13 protein-coding genes are annotated in these 15868 nt (G+C 66.5%); 8 read left to right on the top strand and 5 right to left on the bottom strand.

The window, feature by feature from the left end; all coding sequences use genetic code 11:
* Positions 1 to 141: 141 nt before the first annotated feature.
* Positions 142 to 1131 (top strand): MBL fold metallo-hydrolase, encoded by a 990-nt coding sequence (locus tag AC0B44_RS09850; protein ID WP_471902717.1) that lies wholly within the window; start codon positions 142 to 144, stop codon positions 1129 to 1131.
* A 28-nt stretch (positions 1132 to 1159) separates the two neighbouring features.
* Here AC0B44_RS09850 and AC0B44_RS09845 read toward each other — a convergent pair whose 3' ends face one another.
* From AC0B44_RS09845 to AC0B44_RS09830, 4 genes are all read right to left on the bottom strand, one after another.
* Complete coding sequence (locus AC0B44_RS09845; protein WP_471902716.1) at positions 1160 to 3532, bottom strand: FdhF/YdeP family oxidoreductase; 2373 nt, start codon at positions 3530 to 3532, stop codon at positions 1160 to 1162.
* A gap of 133 nt (positions 3533 to 3665) precedes the next feature.
* Entirely contained in the window at positions 3666 to 4325 is a 660-nt protein-coding gene (locus tag AC0B44_RS09840) for a TerD family protein (RefSeq protein ID WP_471902715.1), read from the bottom strand.
* 124 nt (positions 4326 to 4449) lie between these two features.
* A complete protein-coding gene (locus AC0B44_RS09835) occupies positions 4450 to 5547 on the bottom strand; it encodes a DUF475 domain-containing protein (RefSeq protein WP_471902714.1) in 1098 nt (365 codons plus the stop codon).
* A 116-nt stretch (positions 5548 to 5663) separates the two neighbouring features.
* Positions 5664 to 6239 (bottom strand): TerD family protein, encoded by a 576-nt coding sequence (locus tag AC0B44_RS09830; RefSeq protein WP_471902713.1) that lies wholly within the window; start codon positions 6237 to 6239, stop codon positions 5664 to 5666.
* Between the two features lie 297 nt (positions 6240 to 6536).
* Between AC0B44_RS09830 and AC0B44_RS09825 the strand changes: the two genes are divergently transcribed.
* The 7 genes from AC0B44_RS09825 to AC0B44_RS09795 are packed head-to-tail and all read left to right on the top strand — an operon-like array spanning position 6537 to position 14903.
* Positions 6537 to 7658 carry a serine/threonine-protein kinase gene (locus AC0B44_RS09825; RefSeq protein ID WP_471902860.1) on the top strand — a complete coding sequence of 374 codons (1122 nt, stop codon included), beginning with the start codon at positions 6537 to 6539 and terminating at the stop codon, positions 7656 to 7658.
* A 29-nt stretch (positions 7659 to 7687) separates the two neighbouring features.
* Positions 7688 to 8845 carry an HpcH/HpaI aldolase/citrate lyase family protein gene (locus AC0B44_RS09820; protein ID WP_471902859.1) on the top strand — a complete coding sequence of 386 codons (1158 nt, stop codon included), beginning with the start codon at positions 7688 to 7690 and terminating at the stop codon, positions 8843 to 8845.
* The gene (locus AC0B44_RS09815) at positions 8842 to 10137 is read left to right on the top strand and encodes a phosphoribosyltransferase family protein (protein ID WP_471902712.1); all 1296 of its coding nucleotides are present in this window, start codon (positions 8842 to 8844) and stop codon (positions 10135 to 10137) included. Before AC0B44_RS09820 ends, AC0B44_RS09815 begins: the two co-directional genes overlap by 4 nt.
* Positions 10134 to 11240 (top strand): cysteine protease StiP family protein, encoded by a 1107-nt coding sequence (locus tag AC0B44_RS09810; protein ID WP_471902711.1) that lies wholly within the window; start codon positions 10134 to 10136, stop codon positions 11238 to 11240. Before AC0B44_RS09815 ends, AC0B44_RS09810 begins: the two co-directional genes overlap by 4 nt.
* A 56-nt stretch (positions 11241 to 11296) precedes the next feature.
* Positions 11297 to 12073 (top strand): HAD family hydrolase, encoded by a 777-nt coding sequence (locus tag AC0B44_RS09805; RefSeq protein ID WP_471902858.1) that lies wholly within the window; start codon positions 11297 to 11299, stop codon positions 12071 to 12073.
* 56 nt (positions 12074 to 12129) lie between these two features.
* Positions 12130 to 13377 carry a TerD family protein gene (locus AC0B44_RS09800; protein WP_471902710.1) on the top strand — a complete coding sequence of 416 codons (1248 nt, stop codon included), beginning with the start codon at positions 12130 to 12132 and terminating at the stop codon, positions 13375 to 13377.
* Between the two features lie 5 nt (positions 13378 to 13382).
* A complete protein-coding gene (locus AC0B44_RS09795) occupies positions 13383 to 14903 on the top strand; it encodes a TerD family protein (RefSeq protein WP_471902709.1) in 1521 nt (506 codons plus the stop codon).
* 5 nt (positions 14904 to 14908) lie between these two features.
* Here the strand turns inward: AC0B44_RS09795 and AC0B44_RS09790 are convergent, their stop codons facing one another.
* Positions 14909 to 15532 carry a YdcF family protein gene (locus AC0B44_RS09790; protein ID WP_471902708.1) on the bottom strand — a complete coding sequence of 208 codons (624 nt, stop codon included), beginning with the start codon at positions 15530 to 15532 and terminating at the stop codon, positions 14909 to 14911.
* Between the last annotated feature and the right edge of the window lie 336 nt (positions 15533 to 15868).

Genomic DNA, 15868 nt, shown 5'->3' with positions numbered 1-15868 from the left:
TCCTGTCGATTGCGTTCCTCGTCGTAAGCGGCGGCCGGGTCGTCGGTTCCGATCGCTTACCCGTGCAGTTCCGCGTCGAAACGCCGCGGCACCCGTCGCGTAGCCTGGCGCGAAACTCGCGGGGCGATACAGGAGGCGATGATGAGTGGGCTCACACAGATCGGTGACGGGGTATGGGCTTTCGTGCGTCCGTCGGGCGGATGGGGCGAAGCCAACACCGGGCTGATCGTGGCGCCGGGCACGGCATCGATGGTCGTCGACACCGTCTGGGACACAGCGTGGGCGAAGCGAATAGCGGACGTGCAGCAATCTCTCGTCGCCGACGCCCCGATCACCGAGGCCGTCAACACCCACAGCGACGGTGATCATTGGTGGGGCAACGACACACTCCCGTCGACTGCACGCATCACGACAAGCCGTGCCGCGCTGGCGGCTATGCACGAAGATCTCCCGCCTGCGGCGCTCGCCGCACTCGCAGCGACCGGCGGTCTGCTCGGAAAGCTTCCGGGGCCTGTCGGCGCGGCAGGCGCGTATATGGCTCGAGTGCGCGGGGGCGCGCGCTTCCCCCGCCGGACACCGCGACTACCCGACCGCACGTTCGACACACACGACATCGTGGAAATCGGCAGCCGCCGAGTAGAACTCGAACAACTCGGCCCGTGCCATACCGCGGGCGACCTCGTCGCGTACGTTCCCGACGCCGGCGTGGTGTTCGCAGGCGATCTGCTCTTCATCGGCTCGACGCCGATCCTCTGGCACGGACCGATCGAGAACTGGTTCTCCGCGCTGGACCGATTGCTGTCGTGGGATGCCGCGACCTACGTCCCGGGCCACGGACCCGTGTGCGGCCCTGCCGAGATCCGCGCCTTGCGTGACTACTGGGTGTGGGTGAACGACGCGGCCAAGGACCGTTTCAGAGCCGGACTCCCACCTCTACAAGCCGCGCGAGAACTCGTGCGCAGCCCAGAATTCCAGCAGTGGCGCGATTGGGAATCGCCGGAACGGATCGTGCTCAGCACGAATACCCTGTTCGATCAGTGGAACGGGAATTCTCCCGGCCCGCCGACCATCCGACGGCGGGCCCGCGCGTTCGCGGACGCGGAGACGCTCCTCCGCGAGGGGATCCTCTGAACACCTGATTCTCCGAGCACGACCGACGTCAGGACAGATGCTCCGGCTGGGGACTCGTCTTGTGCGACCAGTCGGACCCGATCTCTTGCGTGCTGCACACGTCGGGGCATTCACTGCTGCGTGTGCCCGTAGGCGCAATCGAGATGACGACCGACTTGTAGGTCGGGCAATTGCTCTCGAGCGCAGTGGAATCGAGAGGAACCAGCGGGTTCGTCTCCGGGTAGTAGGCCGCTGCGGATCCCCTCGGCACGTCGTATTCCACAACGCGGAACCGGTGGGCACACCGCACCCGTTCGTCACCGTCCCACCGGGTGAACAGGTCGACGATGTCGCCGGGATCGAGGCCGGCGGCGGCGATGTCCTCGCGATGCATGAAAACCACGCGACGACCACCCTCGATGCCGCGATACCGGTCGCTCAGCCCGTAGATCGTGGTGTTGAACTGGTCGTGACTGCGCAGGGTCTGCAGCAGGAGGTGCCCGGAGGGAACCTGGACGACCTCGATAGGCGACACCGCGAATTCCGCTTTGCCGGACTCGGTTTGGAAGGTCCTCGTGTCGCGGGGCGGATGCGGAAGGATGAATCCTCCGGGTCGCCGGACGTTGACTTCGTAACCCTCGCAACCGGGAACCACTCTCGCGATGTGCGTGCGGATGTTCGCGTAGTCGTCGCGCATTCCCTTCCAGTCGATGCCGTAGCGGTCTCCGATCGTCGCCTCGGCGATACTCGTGATGATCGAAACCTCCGACCGGACATGCTCACTGGCCGGCTCGAGCGGGCCACGGGAGGCGTGCACCGAGCATTCCGTGTCCTCGACGGAGACGAACTGGTGACCCGACGCCTGCACGTCCTTCTCGGTGCGTCCGAGCGTCGGCAGGATGAGCGCGGTGTCTCCGCACACCAGATGTGACCGGTTGAGCTTGGTGGAGATGTGGACGGTCATGTCGATACCGGACATCGCTTCGGACGTGACCACGGTGTCGGGGGCGGATTGCACGAAGTTGCCGCCCAGTCCGAGGAAGAACTTCGCCTTGCCGTCCCGCATCGCGCGGATGGAATCGACCGTGTCGAAACCGTATTCGCGCGGCGGGTCGAATCCGAATTCCTTCTCGAGCGCGTCGAGGAAGTGCTGCGGCGGCCGCTCCCAGATGCCCATGGTGCGATCGCCCTGCACATTGGAATGGCCACGTACGGGCATCAGCCCGGCCCCGGGTCGCCCGATGTTCCCCTGCGCGAACGCGACGTTGCAGATTTCCTTGATGGTCGCCACGGCGTTGCGATGCTGCGTCACGCCCATCGCCCAGCAGAACACCGTTGCTTTGGACTGCCGCAACATCTGGGCCGCTTCGGTGATCAGTTGCCGCGACAACCCGGTCGCTGCGATGACCTCGTCCCAGTCGACGTTCTGGACATGCTGCTTCCAGTCGTCGAATCCGGCGGTGTACTCCCGCACGAAATCGTGGTCGATCGCATCCCACTCGACGAGCAACGACGCGATGGCCTGCATCAGCGCGAGGTCGCCGTTCACCGCGATCGGCAGGTGCAGGTCGGCGAGATCTGTGCCGTGCCCGACGACGCCGCGCGGAGTCTGCGGATTGCGGAAGTTGACGAGACCCGCCTCGCGAAGCGGATTGATCGCGAGGATCTTCGCGCCGTTGCGCTTGGCTTCCTCGAGGGCGGTGAGCATGCGCGGGTGGTTGGTGCCGGGGTTCTGGCCCTGGAGAACGATCAGTTCGGCGTGGTGGACGTCGTCGAGCGTGACGCTGGCCTTGCCGATGCCGATCGACTCCTGCAAGGCGATGCTCGTGGACTCGTGGCACATGTTCGAGCAGTCGGGCAGGTTGTTGGTTCCGAAGGCACGGGCGAACAACTGGTACGCGAACGCAGCCTCGTTCGACGCCCGGCCGGAGGTGTAGAAGAGCGCTTCGTCGGGGCTGTCGAGCGAGCGCAGTTGCTCACCGATCAGTGCGAATGCCTCGTCCCACTCGATCGGGGTGTAGTGGGTGGCGCCCGGGCGTTTGACCATCGGATGTGTGATGCGCCCCTGCTTGCCGAGCCAGAGTTCACTGTGGCTGTCGAGGTCCGCGATGCTGTGTCGCGCGAAGAATTCCGGGGTCACGCGGTCGCGGGTGGCTTCCTCGGCAACCGCCTTGGCGCCGTTCTCGCAGAACTCCGCGGTCTTCCGATGTCCTGGCTCCGGGTCGGGCCACGCGCAGCTCATGCAGTCGAAGCCCTCCTCCTGGTTGAGCTGGAGCAGGGTCTCGGCCGAGCGCACTATGCCCATTTCGCGCAACGAGCGTTTCAGCGCGACCGCGACGCCCGTGACGCCCGCGGCGCTGTTCTTGTGCTCTCCGACGCGCAGATCCTGCTCGTCGTACTCACGTCGTTGCTCGTCCCGCATCGGATCACTCCTCACAGCGCAGCGTTTGGTGCTCCGTCCAGTGTGACAGAACCCAAGTGGGCGGGTGGTCGAAGAATTGCCGGGCGCGGCCACGCCTACGTGGCCACACCCGGCTCACACCCGCGCCGACCTGCTATTTACGCCCGGCCTGCCACTTCATTCCCCACCCGTACTTGCGGTCGAGGTCGGACTGACTGCCGTCGATGTACTCCACCAACCGCTTCACCGTCACGCCCTGCCCGGTGCTCTCGATCATCGCGATCGCGCAGATGCGAGCGCCGCTGTTGGGGGAATCGAGGCGGACTTCGATCTGAGGTCCGGACGGCGGCGAGAGCGTTACGACTCCGTCGACGGCGGCCCAGTTGGCAGCGCCCTCGTAGATCATCGCGAAGATCAGTACACGCTTGAACAACTCGGGACGTTCGAAGTTGATGTGCATGTTCTCGCCGCCGGCCACCTGCCCGGTGCGGTCGTCGCCGTCGAGGTGGATGTAGGGCGGGGTGTTCAGCGATCCGAAGCTGTTGCCGAGGGCCTGGATGACACCCTTGGAACCGTCGGCGAGTTCGAAGAGGCAACCGAGGTCGAGGTCGACTCCGTTGCTTGCTCCGGTCAGCTTCGCGAGGAAACCCTTCTTCTGCTGTCCGCGCGACCAGTCGAGGTTCACGCGGGTGATCCCCTTGCCCGACCCGCCCTTCGACAGGCTGACGGTGGGCGACTCCTTCGTGAGGTTGATCTTGCTGAGGTTCACGCCTCCCGCGCTCTCTTCGGGCTTCTTGTTGTAGTCGATGGCCATTCGGTTGCCTTTCGTCGGAGGGGTGGGATGCGAGACCCGGGTGGGTACGAAAAAGCGATGGGAGCCCCCGTCCCGAGATTCGGGCAGAAGGCTCCCATCGCTGTGGATCTCACGGTCGTACTTGTCAGGCGGACACTTCTTCGACTGCGTCCGCCTTCTTGATGTTGCGGTTGCGGTAGACGCTCGAAGCGAATGCCGCGCCGATCAGAGCGATACCGACCAGGCCGGTGATCACCTCGGGAACGTGCGTACCGATCGAGTACAGCAGGATCAGCGCCAGCGCGCCGATCGCCCAGTGGGCGCCGTGCTCGAGGTAGACGTAATCGCTGAGCGTGCCCTTGCGGACGAGGTAGATCGTGATCGACCGGACGAACATCGCGCCGATGAAACCGAGACCCAGAGCGATGATGATCGGATCGGACGTGATCGCGAACGCGCCGATGACACCGTCGAACGAGAACGATGCGTCGAGCACTTCGAGGTAGAGGAAAAGGAAGAAGCCGGCCTTGCCCGTTGCCTTCGCCAGCCCGGACGGTCCACGCGAGGGTTCTTCGTCCTCTTCGGGCATATGGAACATCTCACCGAGGCCGTTGACCGCGATGTAGGTGATCATGCCGAGCGCACCGGCGATCATCACCGTCGAGACCTTGTCGTCGGGTGCGATGACGGTGGCGGTGATCAGCAGCAGCGCGGTGGCGACGACAACCTCGAGTTGATCGAGCTTGCCGGCCTTCGCGAGAGGCACTTCGAGCCACCGCAACCACTTGATCTCACGGTCCTCGAGCATGAAGTGCAGGAACAGCATGAGCAGGAACATGCCGCCGAACGCAGCGATCTGCGGATGCGCGTCGGTGATCAGCGTCTCGTAGCTCGCGCTGCCGTCGGGGAAGTACGCGGCCCCGTCGGCCGGCGGATTGAGCGCCAGGTCGAGTGCCGCGACCGGGCCGAGGCCCGACGCAACCCACACGATGATCAGCGGGAACAGCAGACGCATGCCGAACACGGCGATGAGGATGCCGATGGTGAGGAAGATCTTCTGCCAGAACTCGCTCATCCGTCGCAGGACGGTCGCGTTGATGACCGCGTTGTCGAACGAGAGCGAGACTTCGAGGATGCCGAGGATTACACAGAGGAACAGAGCCTGAGGGCCGCCGTAGAGGAACGCCACCACCAACGAGATGACAGTGACGGCCAGCGACGGACCGAATATTCGCAGAACCACGAAGCGTGGCCTTTCTGAGTAGGAGTCAGGGGCGGTGCAGGGTGGTTACTGCAGGCTCCGGAGAGCGCCGATCCGGCCCCGGCACTCGGCCGGGACCGGATCACGACACGTTCTGTTTAGACGTTGACACCGTAATCACGCGCGATGCCGGACAGGCCCGAGGCGTAGCCCTGGCCGATGGCCCGGAACTTCCACTCGGCACCGTTGCGGTACATCTCGCCGAAGACCATGGCGGTCTCGGTGGACGCATCCTCGGAGAGGTCGTAACGGGCCAACTCGGTGCCGTTGGCGCGGTCGACGACGCGGATGTACGCGTTGCGCACCTGGCCGAACGACTGGCTGCGGGTCTCACCGTCGTAGATCGAGACGGGGAAGAAGATCGACTCGATAGTCGTCGGAACGGCGGACAGGTCGACGTTGATGACCTCGTCGTCGCCCTCGCCCTCACCGGTGCGGTTGTCGCCGAGGTGCTCGATCGAGCCGTCGGGCGACTTCATGTTGTTGAAGAAGATGAAGTGCTGGTCGGAGACGACCTTCTTGTCGGCACCGGTAGCGATCGCACTGGCGTCGAGGTCGAAGTCGGTGCCGGTCGTGGTACGCACGTCCCAGCCGAGGCCGACGGCCACTGCCGTGAGGTTCGGCGCTTCCTTCGTAAGCGAAACGTTTCCACCCTTGGTCAAGCTGACGCCCATGCGGGGTCCTTTCGATCGTTCCTACGGTCGACGTACCGGGAGGGCACGCCCATTGTGCGCGTATGCCCCCACAGTAATAGGTCTCTGTGAGGTGCGCCCCTACCCACTATGCCGACTCCGTGCCGGGTCACTCGGGGAATACCGTGCCGAGGCCGCTGTACGGAGCCCCGGGAGTCGAGTCGGCAGGCGCGGGCCGGGCGACCAGTACCATTCGGTCTTGTGGCGAGCCGATGGACGCGCCGCCTCTTCGGCGGCGGGCGCACCGATGATCCTGCGGCCCTCCGCGCCCATGACGCGATGGTGGCCGCGTTCCTCGACATGGACAAGCGCCAGTCCATCGCGGAGGCAGGCGTCACCGCGTCACACGAGATCGCTCCGGAACGAGGCCTGCTGCGCCAATGGGAGCCGATCCGGCAGAAGTGCTACCGCGCGGCAGAAGCCTATCTGCAGCTGGCACGCACCGAACCGGAACAAGAGCTGGCCCCCGCCCCGGACTACGAACACGTAATCCACCAGATCGCCGACGCGACGAAGACCCTCGACCGTTTCTACGAGAGCAACCAGGGTCACCTCGAGCACGCAATGACCGTCGCCCAGACGGTGCCCCAGCTCGCGCACCGGGTCAGCACCGACGCACGCGCCGCTCTGGCGACTCTGGGTCTGCCCGAAAACAGCACGTTCACCGAGTATCCGTCGGTCCGTACCGACGCCGACGCGCTGCAGCGGGCTCTCCGCAACCTCGACGTCGCGGTGGGTGCGGGGGCGGTGCGCACTGCCGCCCTTCAGGTGGAGGAGGCGACCGCAGCTCTGCGACAGGCACTCGCGGAAGCCCCGGGACGCCGGAATGAGGCACGCAACACCCTGGCGTCCGTCAAGACCCGGCTCGGTGCCGCGCGCACCCGCTCGGAAGGACTCGAGCCGGCGTATTCCGCGTTGCTGCGCGAGTTCAATGCCGCCAGTTCGGCGGACCTGTCCGGCAATGCGCGACAGGCGTCGAACCTGCTCGAACGCGCAGCCGAGGAACTCGCCGCGGCGCAGGAAGCTCTTGCCGCAGGGCGACCGGAGGAAGCACTCGCCCAGGCCGGGGTGGTGCGCGGCGAACTCGCGCGGGCCGAGGAACTGGTCGACGCCGTCACCGAACGCCTCTCGACGTTGCGAGCCGTCAAGCAGGATCCGGACAAGAAGGTCCGTGACGTGCGCTTTCGCCTGCGTGACGCACAACACCTCGCGGTACAGCGCGGGCTCACAGCAGAATGGGGGTCCGTCCTCGACGCCCAGCTCGATCGGATCGACAGGGCAGTCGATGCGCTGGCAGGCGTACACCCCGACTACTGGGCCTACGTCAAAGACCTGGACGCGGTATCGACGTTCATCACGGGAGTGGTGAATCGAATGAGAGGACGGAACACCGACAGATGACCGGGGCGACCTTCAGCGATGTGCGCGTGATGCAGCACTTCCGACAGCTGGACCGGGACACGGTGAACCGCCTGTTCCTGCATCCCCCTCAGCCCTTCGGTCACGCCGACGCTCGCGAGCGACTCGCGATGGCCCTGGGCGCGACCCTGTACGTGCCCGCGACGCGCCACGACCTCACCGCGACCGTCGTACGCCGCGCCGCCGAAGGCGTGACGTCGATGGTGCTCGATCTCGAAGACGCCGTGGCCGACGACGAGGTGGAGGACGGTCTACGCAATGCCGTCGCGACCCTCGACGAACTCGCTCTCCGCGAGGAAGCCACGATGATGCTGTTCGTCCGCGTCCGCACACCCGACGGGATCGACCGGCTCACCGCGATGCTCGGTTCCGGCCGCAACGTGCTCACCGGCTTCGTACTCCCCAAGTTCGGTGCCGAGACCGGAGCCGCTTTCCTCGAGGCCCTCGCCGCAGCATCCGACCGGATCGGGCGCAACCTGTATGCGATGCCTGTCATCGAGTCGGCGGCCGTGGTGCATCGCGAAACCCGCGACGACGAATTGCGTGCGATCGCCCGTCTCCTCGCAGATCATCGAGAACGAATCCTGGCCGTCCGGATCGGCGCGACCGACATGTGCGCGACCTTCGGTATCCGCCGCGACCGCGATCTGACGATCTACGACGTGCGTGTCGTCGTGGACGTGATCGCCGACATCGTCAATCACCTCGGCCGCACCGACGGCACCGGGTTCGTCATCACCGGTCCGGTATGGGAGTACTTCGCCGATCACGAACGCATGTTCCGACCGATGCTGCGGGCGACACCGTTCGAGGAACAGGACGCGGTGCTGTTCCGGCAACAACTCGTCAGCCGGGACCTCGACGGACTCCTGCGGGAGATTGCACTGGATCGCGCGAACGGCATCCAGGGCAAGACGGTCATCCACCCGTCCCACGTCGCGGCAGTCCATGCGTTGTCGGCCGTCACGCACGAAGAGTTCCACGACGCCACAGACATTCTCGATCGCGACACCGGCGGAGTGCGCGCGTCCGGATACGGCAACAAGATGAACGAGCGGCGTCCGCACCGCACCTGGGCGCAGCAGACGTTGGTGCGCGCGTCCGTGTTCGGTGTCACCAACAAGGGCGTCACATTCGTCGACCTGCTGACTGCGCTGGTGGACCGATGACCGACATCCTCCAGACCTTCTGGGCTACCGAGGAATTCGGGCTCTGTCTCGAACATCGCAGCACATCTACCGGTTACACCGTCCCGGAACTCGTGCAGCCCGGACTGCGACGGAACCCGCGCCGCGCGCACCTGCTGGTGTCGACGGTGCTCGGGAAACACATTCCCACCGATCCCGCAGTCGTGCTGGGCGCCGGACGTCAACTGGGGCAACTCGTCGCCGACCTGCTCGGAGATGCCGCACCGGAAGCCCTCGTTCTGGGATTCGCCGAAACCGCCACCGGTCTGGGCCACTGCGTCGCAGAGGCATTGGGTGCCGGGTGTTACCTGCATTCGACGCGCCGTCGCGTGCCCGGCGCAGAGGTGTTCGCGGGATTCGAGGAAGGGCATTCGCACGCGACATCGCATCTGCTCCAGCCGACTTCCCACGCTCTCTTCGCGAACGACGCACCGATGGTCCTCGTCGACGACGAAATCTCCACCGGCGCAACCGCGATCGACGCAATTCGTGCGCTTCATCGGTCTCACCCCCGCGACCGGTACGTGATCGCCTCACTGGTGGACATGCGTGGGGACGAACACCGTCGCATCACCTCGGAAGCCGAGCGAGAACTCGGCGCGACGATCGAGCACGTATCTCTCGCGCAGGGGCATACCGTCCTGCCCGCCGATCTGACCGATCGCGTCACCGCGCTTCCTGCGCCCGATCTCGAGCCTGTGGCACCCCAGCGTGGTTCGGTTCGGTTCGTCGCCGTGCCGTGGCCGTCGGACGTTCCCGACGGCGGGCGCCACGGCGTGCTGCGCGCGGACTTCGCGGCATACGACTCCGCGATCACCCGGGCCGCGGAGTCGATCGACTCCGTTCGGGACTCGGCGCGCCCGGCGATCGTGGTCGGCCACGAGGAACTCATGTACATGCCGTTGCGGCTCGCGCACGCGCTCACCGATCACGGCACCGCGACCAGATTTCAGACCACCACACGGTCACCCGCGTTCGTCCGGGACGTTCCGGGTTACCCGTTGCGACGCGGGTTCTCTTTCGTTGCGCCGGAACAGATCCCGGCCGAGCACGAGGCCGAGGCCGCCCGGTACCTTTACAACGCGCGGTGGCCCGAACCCTCCGACGAACGACCGGAGTTGATCCTGGTGATCGATTCTCCGGCCGACACCGACCGTCTGCGTGCGGACGGCGGGGTACTCGACGTCCTGACCGCTGCCGGCGAGGACGTCCTGGTCGCGATCGTGCCGGCCACCGATCCGACCGCACTGCGCGCCTCGAGGGAGACATCATGACCACGCCGCTGACCGGGCCCGACTTCGGGTCGTACGCCCCGGACGAGGTGACCTGGCTCCTCAAGGACCTTTCGCACGTCGATCTCGAGGGCGACATCGCAGAGCGTGAGGCCCGGATCCAGGCCGGGCTCGCGCACTACGCGGAGTCGCTGCCGGTCGAATACCAACCCGATGCTCCGTACCGGGAGTTGTTCGACAAGGCGCTGGCCTCCACCGCGGGACGGCTCGCACACGCGGTGGGCGCGTTGACCGAACTCCTGATCGCCGAACGGGGAACGGACCTCACCCTCGTGTCGCTGGCACGCGCGGGTACGCCGGTCGGGATCATGATCCGCCGCTGGGCGCAGAGGCACCACGGGTTGTCCCTGCCCCATTACGCCGTGTCCATCGTGCGTGGACGTGGAATCGACTCTGCCGCCCTGGATTACATCACCGATCACCACGACCCTCGATCCGTCGTGTTCGTGGACGGCTGGACCGGCAAGGGCGCGATCGCGCGGGAACTGTCGGCCGCGCTGTCGGAGTACGCCGCCGCCGGAGGACCCGCCTTGTCGGACGATCTCGCCGTGCTGGCCGACCCGGGGCATTGCGTGCGTACCTACGGCACCCGCGACGACTTCCTCATCGCGTCGGCGTGCCTGAACTCGACGGTGTCGGGTCTGGTGTCGCGCACGGTACTGAACGACACCTGGATCGGTCCCGGCGAATTCCACGGTGCGAAGTTCTACGCCGAACTTGCCGGTGACGACGTCTCGAATCTCCTGCTCGATACGGTGTCCGCCGAATTCGGAGATCGCGAATCGGCAGCGGAGACCGCGCGAGCGCTGCTCGACTCCGATCGTGAACCTACCTGGGCGGGTTGGGAATCCGTGGAGCGTATCCGCGTGCGGTACGGCATCTCCAGTATCAACTTCGTCAAGCCCGGCGTCGGTGAGACCACCCGGGTCCTGCTGCGCCGCGTGCCGTGGAAGATCCTGGTACGCGACATCACCGCCGACGAGCACGCGCACATCCGGATGCTCGCCGCCGCCCGCGGCGTTCCCGTCGAAGAGATTCCCGACCTCGCGTATTCGTGTATGGGACTGATCAAGGACCTACCGTGACAGCAGCATTGATCGCCACCGACCTCGACCGCACCCTCATCTATTCGCGCGCGGCGATGACCGGCACGCAGTATTCGGCGGGAAACCTGCGGTGCATCGAGTACTACGAGGGCGCACCGCTGTCGTACGTCACCGAGACCGCCGCCAGGCAACTCGAAGACCTCACCTCCGCGCACACCGTGGTTCCCACCACCACCCGAACGCCAGAGCAGTTCCGTCGCATCGATCTGCCCGGTGGCCCATGGCGGTACGCCATCACCAGCAACGGCGGCGCACTGCTGGCCGACGGGGAACTCGACGATCAGTGGCGCCGGCACGTGGAGGTTGCGGTGCGTGAGGGAGGCGCCGGGCTCGACGAGGTCACCGCCGAACTGCGCCGCCGTATCTCCGAAAGCTGGGTGTCGAAGTTCCGGATCGCCGACGAGTTGTTCTGCTATCTGGTCGTCGACGTCGCCGCACAACCGGCCGGGTTCCTCGAGGATTGGCAGGCCTGGTGCCACAGCCGCGGATGGAACGTTTCGCAGCAGGGCCGCAAGATCTACACGATGCCCGACAGCGTCTGTAAGTCCCATGCCGTGGCCGAGGTGCACCGCAGGCTCGCCGAAGAGGGAGTGCTCGACGCGGACGCCCCGGTGTTCGCGGCCGGCGACGGTGCGCTCGACGCCGAGATGCTGATGGCCGCGGACGCGGCGATCCGCCCACGTCACGGCGAACTCGAACTGCTCGAATGGCAGCACACGAACCTCTCGGTGACCGAGCACTCGGGCATCGCGGCCGGCGAAGAGATCCTCTCCTGGTTCGCCCGGTCGGCCCGCGTCGAAGGGGCTTCGTAGAGTAGAACTGCACGCGACCGCCCACCCCGGTCGCCGACACAGTGAGGACACATCTCTTGCCGACTTCGCTCTCCAAGGGTCAGAACGGACCGCTCACCGTCTCCGACGTCGTCGTTTCGCTCGAACTCACGACGCCCGCCGATCTCTCGGCGCTGCTCGTCAAGGCCGACGGCAAGGTTCGGTCCGACGCCGACTTCGTGTTCTTCAACCAGCCGGTCGGGCCCGGGGTGCGTCTCGTACCCGGGCAGGCGGGACAGAACTCCTCGCTGGCCGTGTCACTGCCGCAGGTTCCCGCCGATATCGACCAGGTACGCGCGGTGATCACCCTCGACGATGCGAGCAGCAGCTTCGGCCGGTTCGCGCCGCCTACCGCCCGCGTGTCGGACGCGGCGGGCAACGTCCTGTTCGAGTACCGGATCGAGGGACTGACCACCGAGTCCATCGTCATCGCACTCGAGTTGTACCGCCGTCAGGGGGCGTGGAAGGTGCGCGCCGTGGGCCAGGGTTACGCGGGCGGATTCGCGGCGCTGGTGACTGATCACGGCGTGTCGGTCGACGACGCACCCGCGCCGGCAGCCGCCCAGACCCCGCCGCCGCAGCAGCAGCACACTCCTCCGCCCCCGCCGCAGCAGCAGTACGCGCCCCCGGCACCTCCGCAGCAGCAGTACGCGCCCCCGGCGCCGGCCGCACCCGCACAGCCGGCCGAGGTGAGCCTGACGAAGAACCGGCCCGTGAGCCTCGTCAAGGGCCAGAAGGTGACGCTCCGTAAGGACGGCGGCGTCGCACTGACCTATCTGCGCATGGGCCTGGGCTGGGATCCGGTCGAAAAGCGTGGTCTGTTCGGAAACCGCTCAGCCGATATCGACCTGGACGCGTCCGCTGTCATGTTCGCCGACCACAACATCGTCGACGTCGCCTACTACGGCCAGTTGCAGTCGAAGGACGGGTCGGTCCAGCATCAGGGCGACAACCTCACCGGTGAAGGTGCGGGCGACGACGAGGTCGTACTCGTCGACCTCACGCGCATCCCGCCGCACATCACCACGGTGATGTTCGTGGTCACCTCGTACAAGGGCCACTCCTTCGAGCAGGTGCAGAACGCGTTCTGCCGCCTCGTCGACGGCACCACCAACGCCGAACTCGCCCGGTACACCATGCAGGGCGGTATGCCGTTCACCGGCATGGTGATGGCGAAGGTCTACCGCGAGGGCAGCGCGTGGAAGTTGCAGGCGATCGGCGAGGGCATCCAGGCCAAGCATCCAGGTGAGGCCGCCCCCCAGCTGGGCCGGTTCCTGGCTACGTAGCGCGGATGACGCATGAGTTCTCGGCGGGGCAGAACGCCCCGCTGACGGTCCGCACGCTGCGTTTCGCCGCGTCCGCGCAGGTTCCGCTCGACCTGTGCGCATTCGTGGTGGACGACCTCCTGCAGGTCGCGACCTCGGACGACGTGGTTTTCTACAACCAGCCGGCCACGGCGGGCGTCCGGACCGAGGGCGAGACCATCGTCCTCGAGCCGGACGCCCTGCGACCGGGCGCGCGAGTGCTGTGCGCCGTGGGAGCAGCGTCGACGACTTCTGTATCGACCACGCTGTGTGACACCGACGGAACACCTCTTGCGTCCTTCCACATCACACCCGCGACGGGCACAGAATCCGCACTGCTGTGCTGGGAGATCTACCGCCGCAACGGAAACTGGAAGATTCGCGCGCTCGGTGCGGGTTATGCCGGTGGACTCGCGGAGATGTTCACCGCGCACGGCGTCGCGGTCGACGAGTCCGCCGATGTTGCTCCCGCACAGGCGGATGCGTTGCCGACGACGACAGGAACCGAACTTCCTCCGTCCTGCGAACTGGTGTGGCGGATCTTCGAAGACGCTTCCCGATCGGCCGCCGCCTACGTCGCTGCGCACGAATACGCGCAGCATCGGCTCGACGACGAGTTGTCGGCTGCGGTGGCGGACCCCTCCGCCCGGACCGGCCGGGCGGCAGAAACCGCCCGCGCACAAGCACACCGGCGCTGCGAAGAACTCGTGGTTGCAGCAGAGTCCCGGCATCGTGACGACAGCGTGACGCTCGCCGCCGAACTCGACACGATCGATGCGGTGCTGCCCGCGTCGCTTGCCTCGTGGCACTCGGGCGCATGGCGCGGCACGCTGGTCCAGGGAGACGGTGTGCGCGTGGGCGAGTTGTCGGCGCCGGATCGCGGGGCGCTCCGGTTACCGCTGTGCGTACCGCTTCCTCTCGGTAGGCCGCTGTGGATCGACGGTGAGGCCGCCGTTGCCGGCGCGGTCGCGTCGTCGCTGGCGTTGCGACTGCTCTCCGCGCGCCCCGGATCCCGCCTCGACATCATCGATCCGTCCGGATCGCTGCTCGCGTTGGGCGAACTGGCACGGCCGATGCTTGCCGGCCCTCCCATTCACGACCACGCCGGGGTGGCACCGAAACTGAAGGGCCTCGCCGAAGCCGCGGACCTCACGGGCCTGGCACTGTCGTCCGGCGCCGAGACGCTCCGACCCGAACCCCGCGTCATCGTGCTGGCGGGCCTGCCGCACGGGTTCGGCAGCATCGATCTGGTGAATGTCGTGCATCTGGCAAGAATGGGTTCGTCCCAGGACATTTCGATCGTCATCACCGGCGCGGACGACAAAGTCGTGGACAATCCCGCATACGCCCTCTTGCGCGATGCGTCGCAGCATCTGCCCGCGGCCGAGGACGGTCACCTCGCCGACCCGTGGACGAATACCGACTGGCGGTTCGCAGCCGACACGCTCCCCACCGACGAGGAATTGCTGCGCACGGTGGTGGCAGCACTCGGAGCCGTAAGAACCTGACCACATCACCCCGCGACGATGCCCGCCACCGGGATACGAGCATCGACGGCCTGCCGGAAGTTGACCATCGCCCGCTCGAGATGGTCCCGGTTGGTGACCAGGACGGCACCCGTTGCGCCACGCCTGAGAAGGACCTCATTGGTGAAACGTGCGTTCTCCACGGTGGACGTCGAAGCAGTTTCCTCGGTGATCCGATCGGGATGAATGCCGCGTGCGACGAGCCATTCCTTCATCGCCTGGGCTTCGGTGACGCCGTTGCGCGGTACGCCGCCGGTAACGACGATCGGCGCCGCCGGGTAGCGGTGCGCCGCCGCGAGAGCAGCCTCGAGACGCTGTTCCAGTACCGGCCGGATCTTTCCGTCCTCGGTCAGTCCCGCGCCGAGAACAACGAGGTGAGTGCCGACCGGATTCAGATCGAGCATCACCGGAAATCGCGGAGTCAGTTGCTCCAGTTCGGTGCAGACGATGATCAACTCGTCGATCGTCCCCTGACACAGCGGAGTCACGGACAGAATCCCGTTCACGACGGTGTCGACGGCAGGGACGGCGCTCGCCTGGCCTGTCGAAACTCCCAATGTGACGGTGGCCGCGACCAGGGCCGAGGCCGCTGTCCGTCGTGCAGCGCTCATTCGAATCCCTTCGGAACATGATCGGATCGGACTGTGCCGCAGTGTGCCATCGGCCTCGGCCGACGGTGGGAGTCCTCGAAGTCCTGTGGGCCCTGCATCGACTACCGGACAGGGAATCGTGACATCCGACAAATGAATTGCGGGGAAGCGCGTGCCCCGGCTCTCCATAGGTTTTTCCTATGGCGTCGGGGGGGGGGGGGGGGGGGGGGGGGGGGGGGGCGGCGCGGGGGGGGGGGGCGCCGGGGGGGGGGGGGGCGCGGGGGCGGGCTCGGAGCTGGGGCATGGAGGCCCTCCAAAGAGACGGCACGAGGGCCGGCGCCGCGGGGGTGGGGCAGC

It is taken from the genome of Rhodococcus sp. NPDC019050, from assembly GCF_055664235.1.
Note: the sequence above shows the minus strand (reverse complement) of the source record. Positions and strands in the feature narration are given on the sequence as shown.

Bases quoted from the DNA above. Each gene is read 5' to 3' on its own strand.
- AC0B44_RS09850 (WP_471902717.1), top strand. From the start codon at position 142: ATGAGTGGGCTCACACAGATCGGTGACGGGGTATGGGCTTTCGTGCGT.
- AC0B44_RS09845 (WP_471902716.1), bottom strand. From the start codon at position 3,532: ATGCGGGACGAGCAACGACGTGAGTACGACGAGCAGGATCTGCGCGTC.
- AC0B44_RS09840 (WP_471902715.1), bottom strand. From the start codon at position 4,325: ATGGCCATCGACTACAACAAGAAGCCCGAAGAGAGCGCGGGAGGCGTG.
- AC0B44_RS09830 (WP_471902713.1), bottom strand. From the start codon at position 6,239: ATGGGCGTCAGCTTGACCAAGGGTGGAAACGTTTCGCTTACGAAGGAA.
- AC0B44_RS09825 (WP_471902860.1), top strand. From the start codon at position 6,537: ATGGTGGCCGCGTTCCTCGACATGGACAAGCGCCAGTCCATCGCGGAG.
- AC0B44_RS09820 (WP_471902859.1), top strand. From the start codon at position 7,688: ATGCAGCACTTCCGACAGCTGGACCGGGACACGGTGAACCGCCTGTTC.
- AC0B44_RS09815 (WP_471902712.1), top strand. From the start codon at position 8,842: ATGACCGACATCCTCCAGACCTTCTGGGCTACCGAGGAATTCGGGCTC.
- AC0B44_RS09810 (WP_471902711.1), top strand. From the start codon at position 10,134: ATGACCACGCCGCTGACCGGGCCCGACTTCGGGTCGTACGCCCCGGAC.
- AC0B44_RS09805 (WP_471902858.1), top strand. From the start codon at position 11,297: ATGACCGGCACGCAGTATTCGGCGGGAAACCTGCGGTGCATCGAGTAC.
- AC0B44_RS09795 (WP_471902709.1), top strand. From the start codon at position 13,383: ATGACGCATGAGTTCTCGGCGGGGCAGAACGCCCCGCTGACGGTCCGC.
- AC0B44_RS09790 (WP_471902708.1), bottom strand. From the start codon at position 15,532: ATGAGCGCTGCACGACGGACAGCGGCCTCGGCCCTGGTCGCGGCCACC.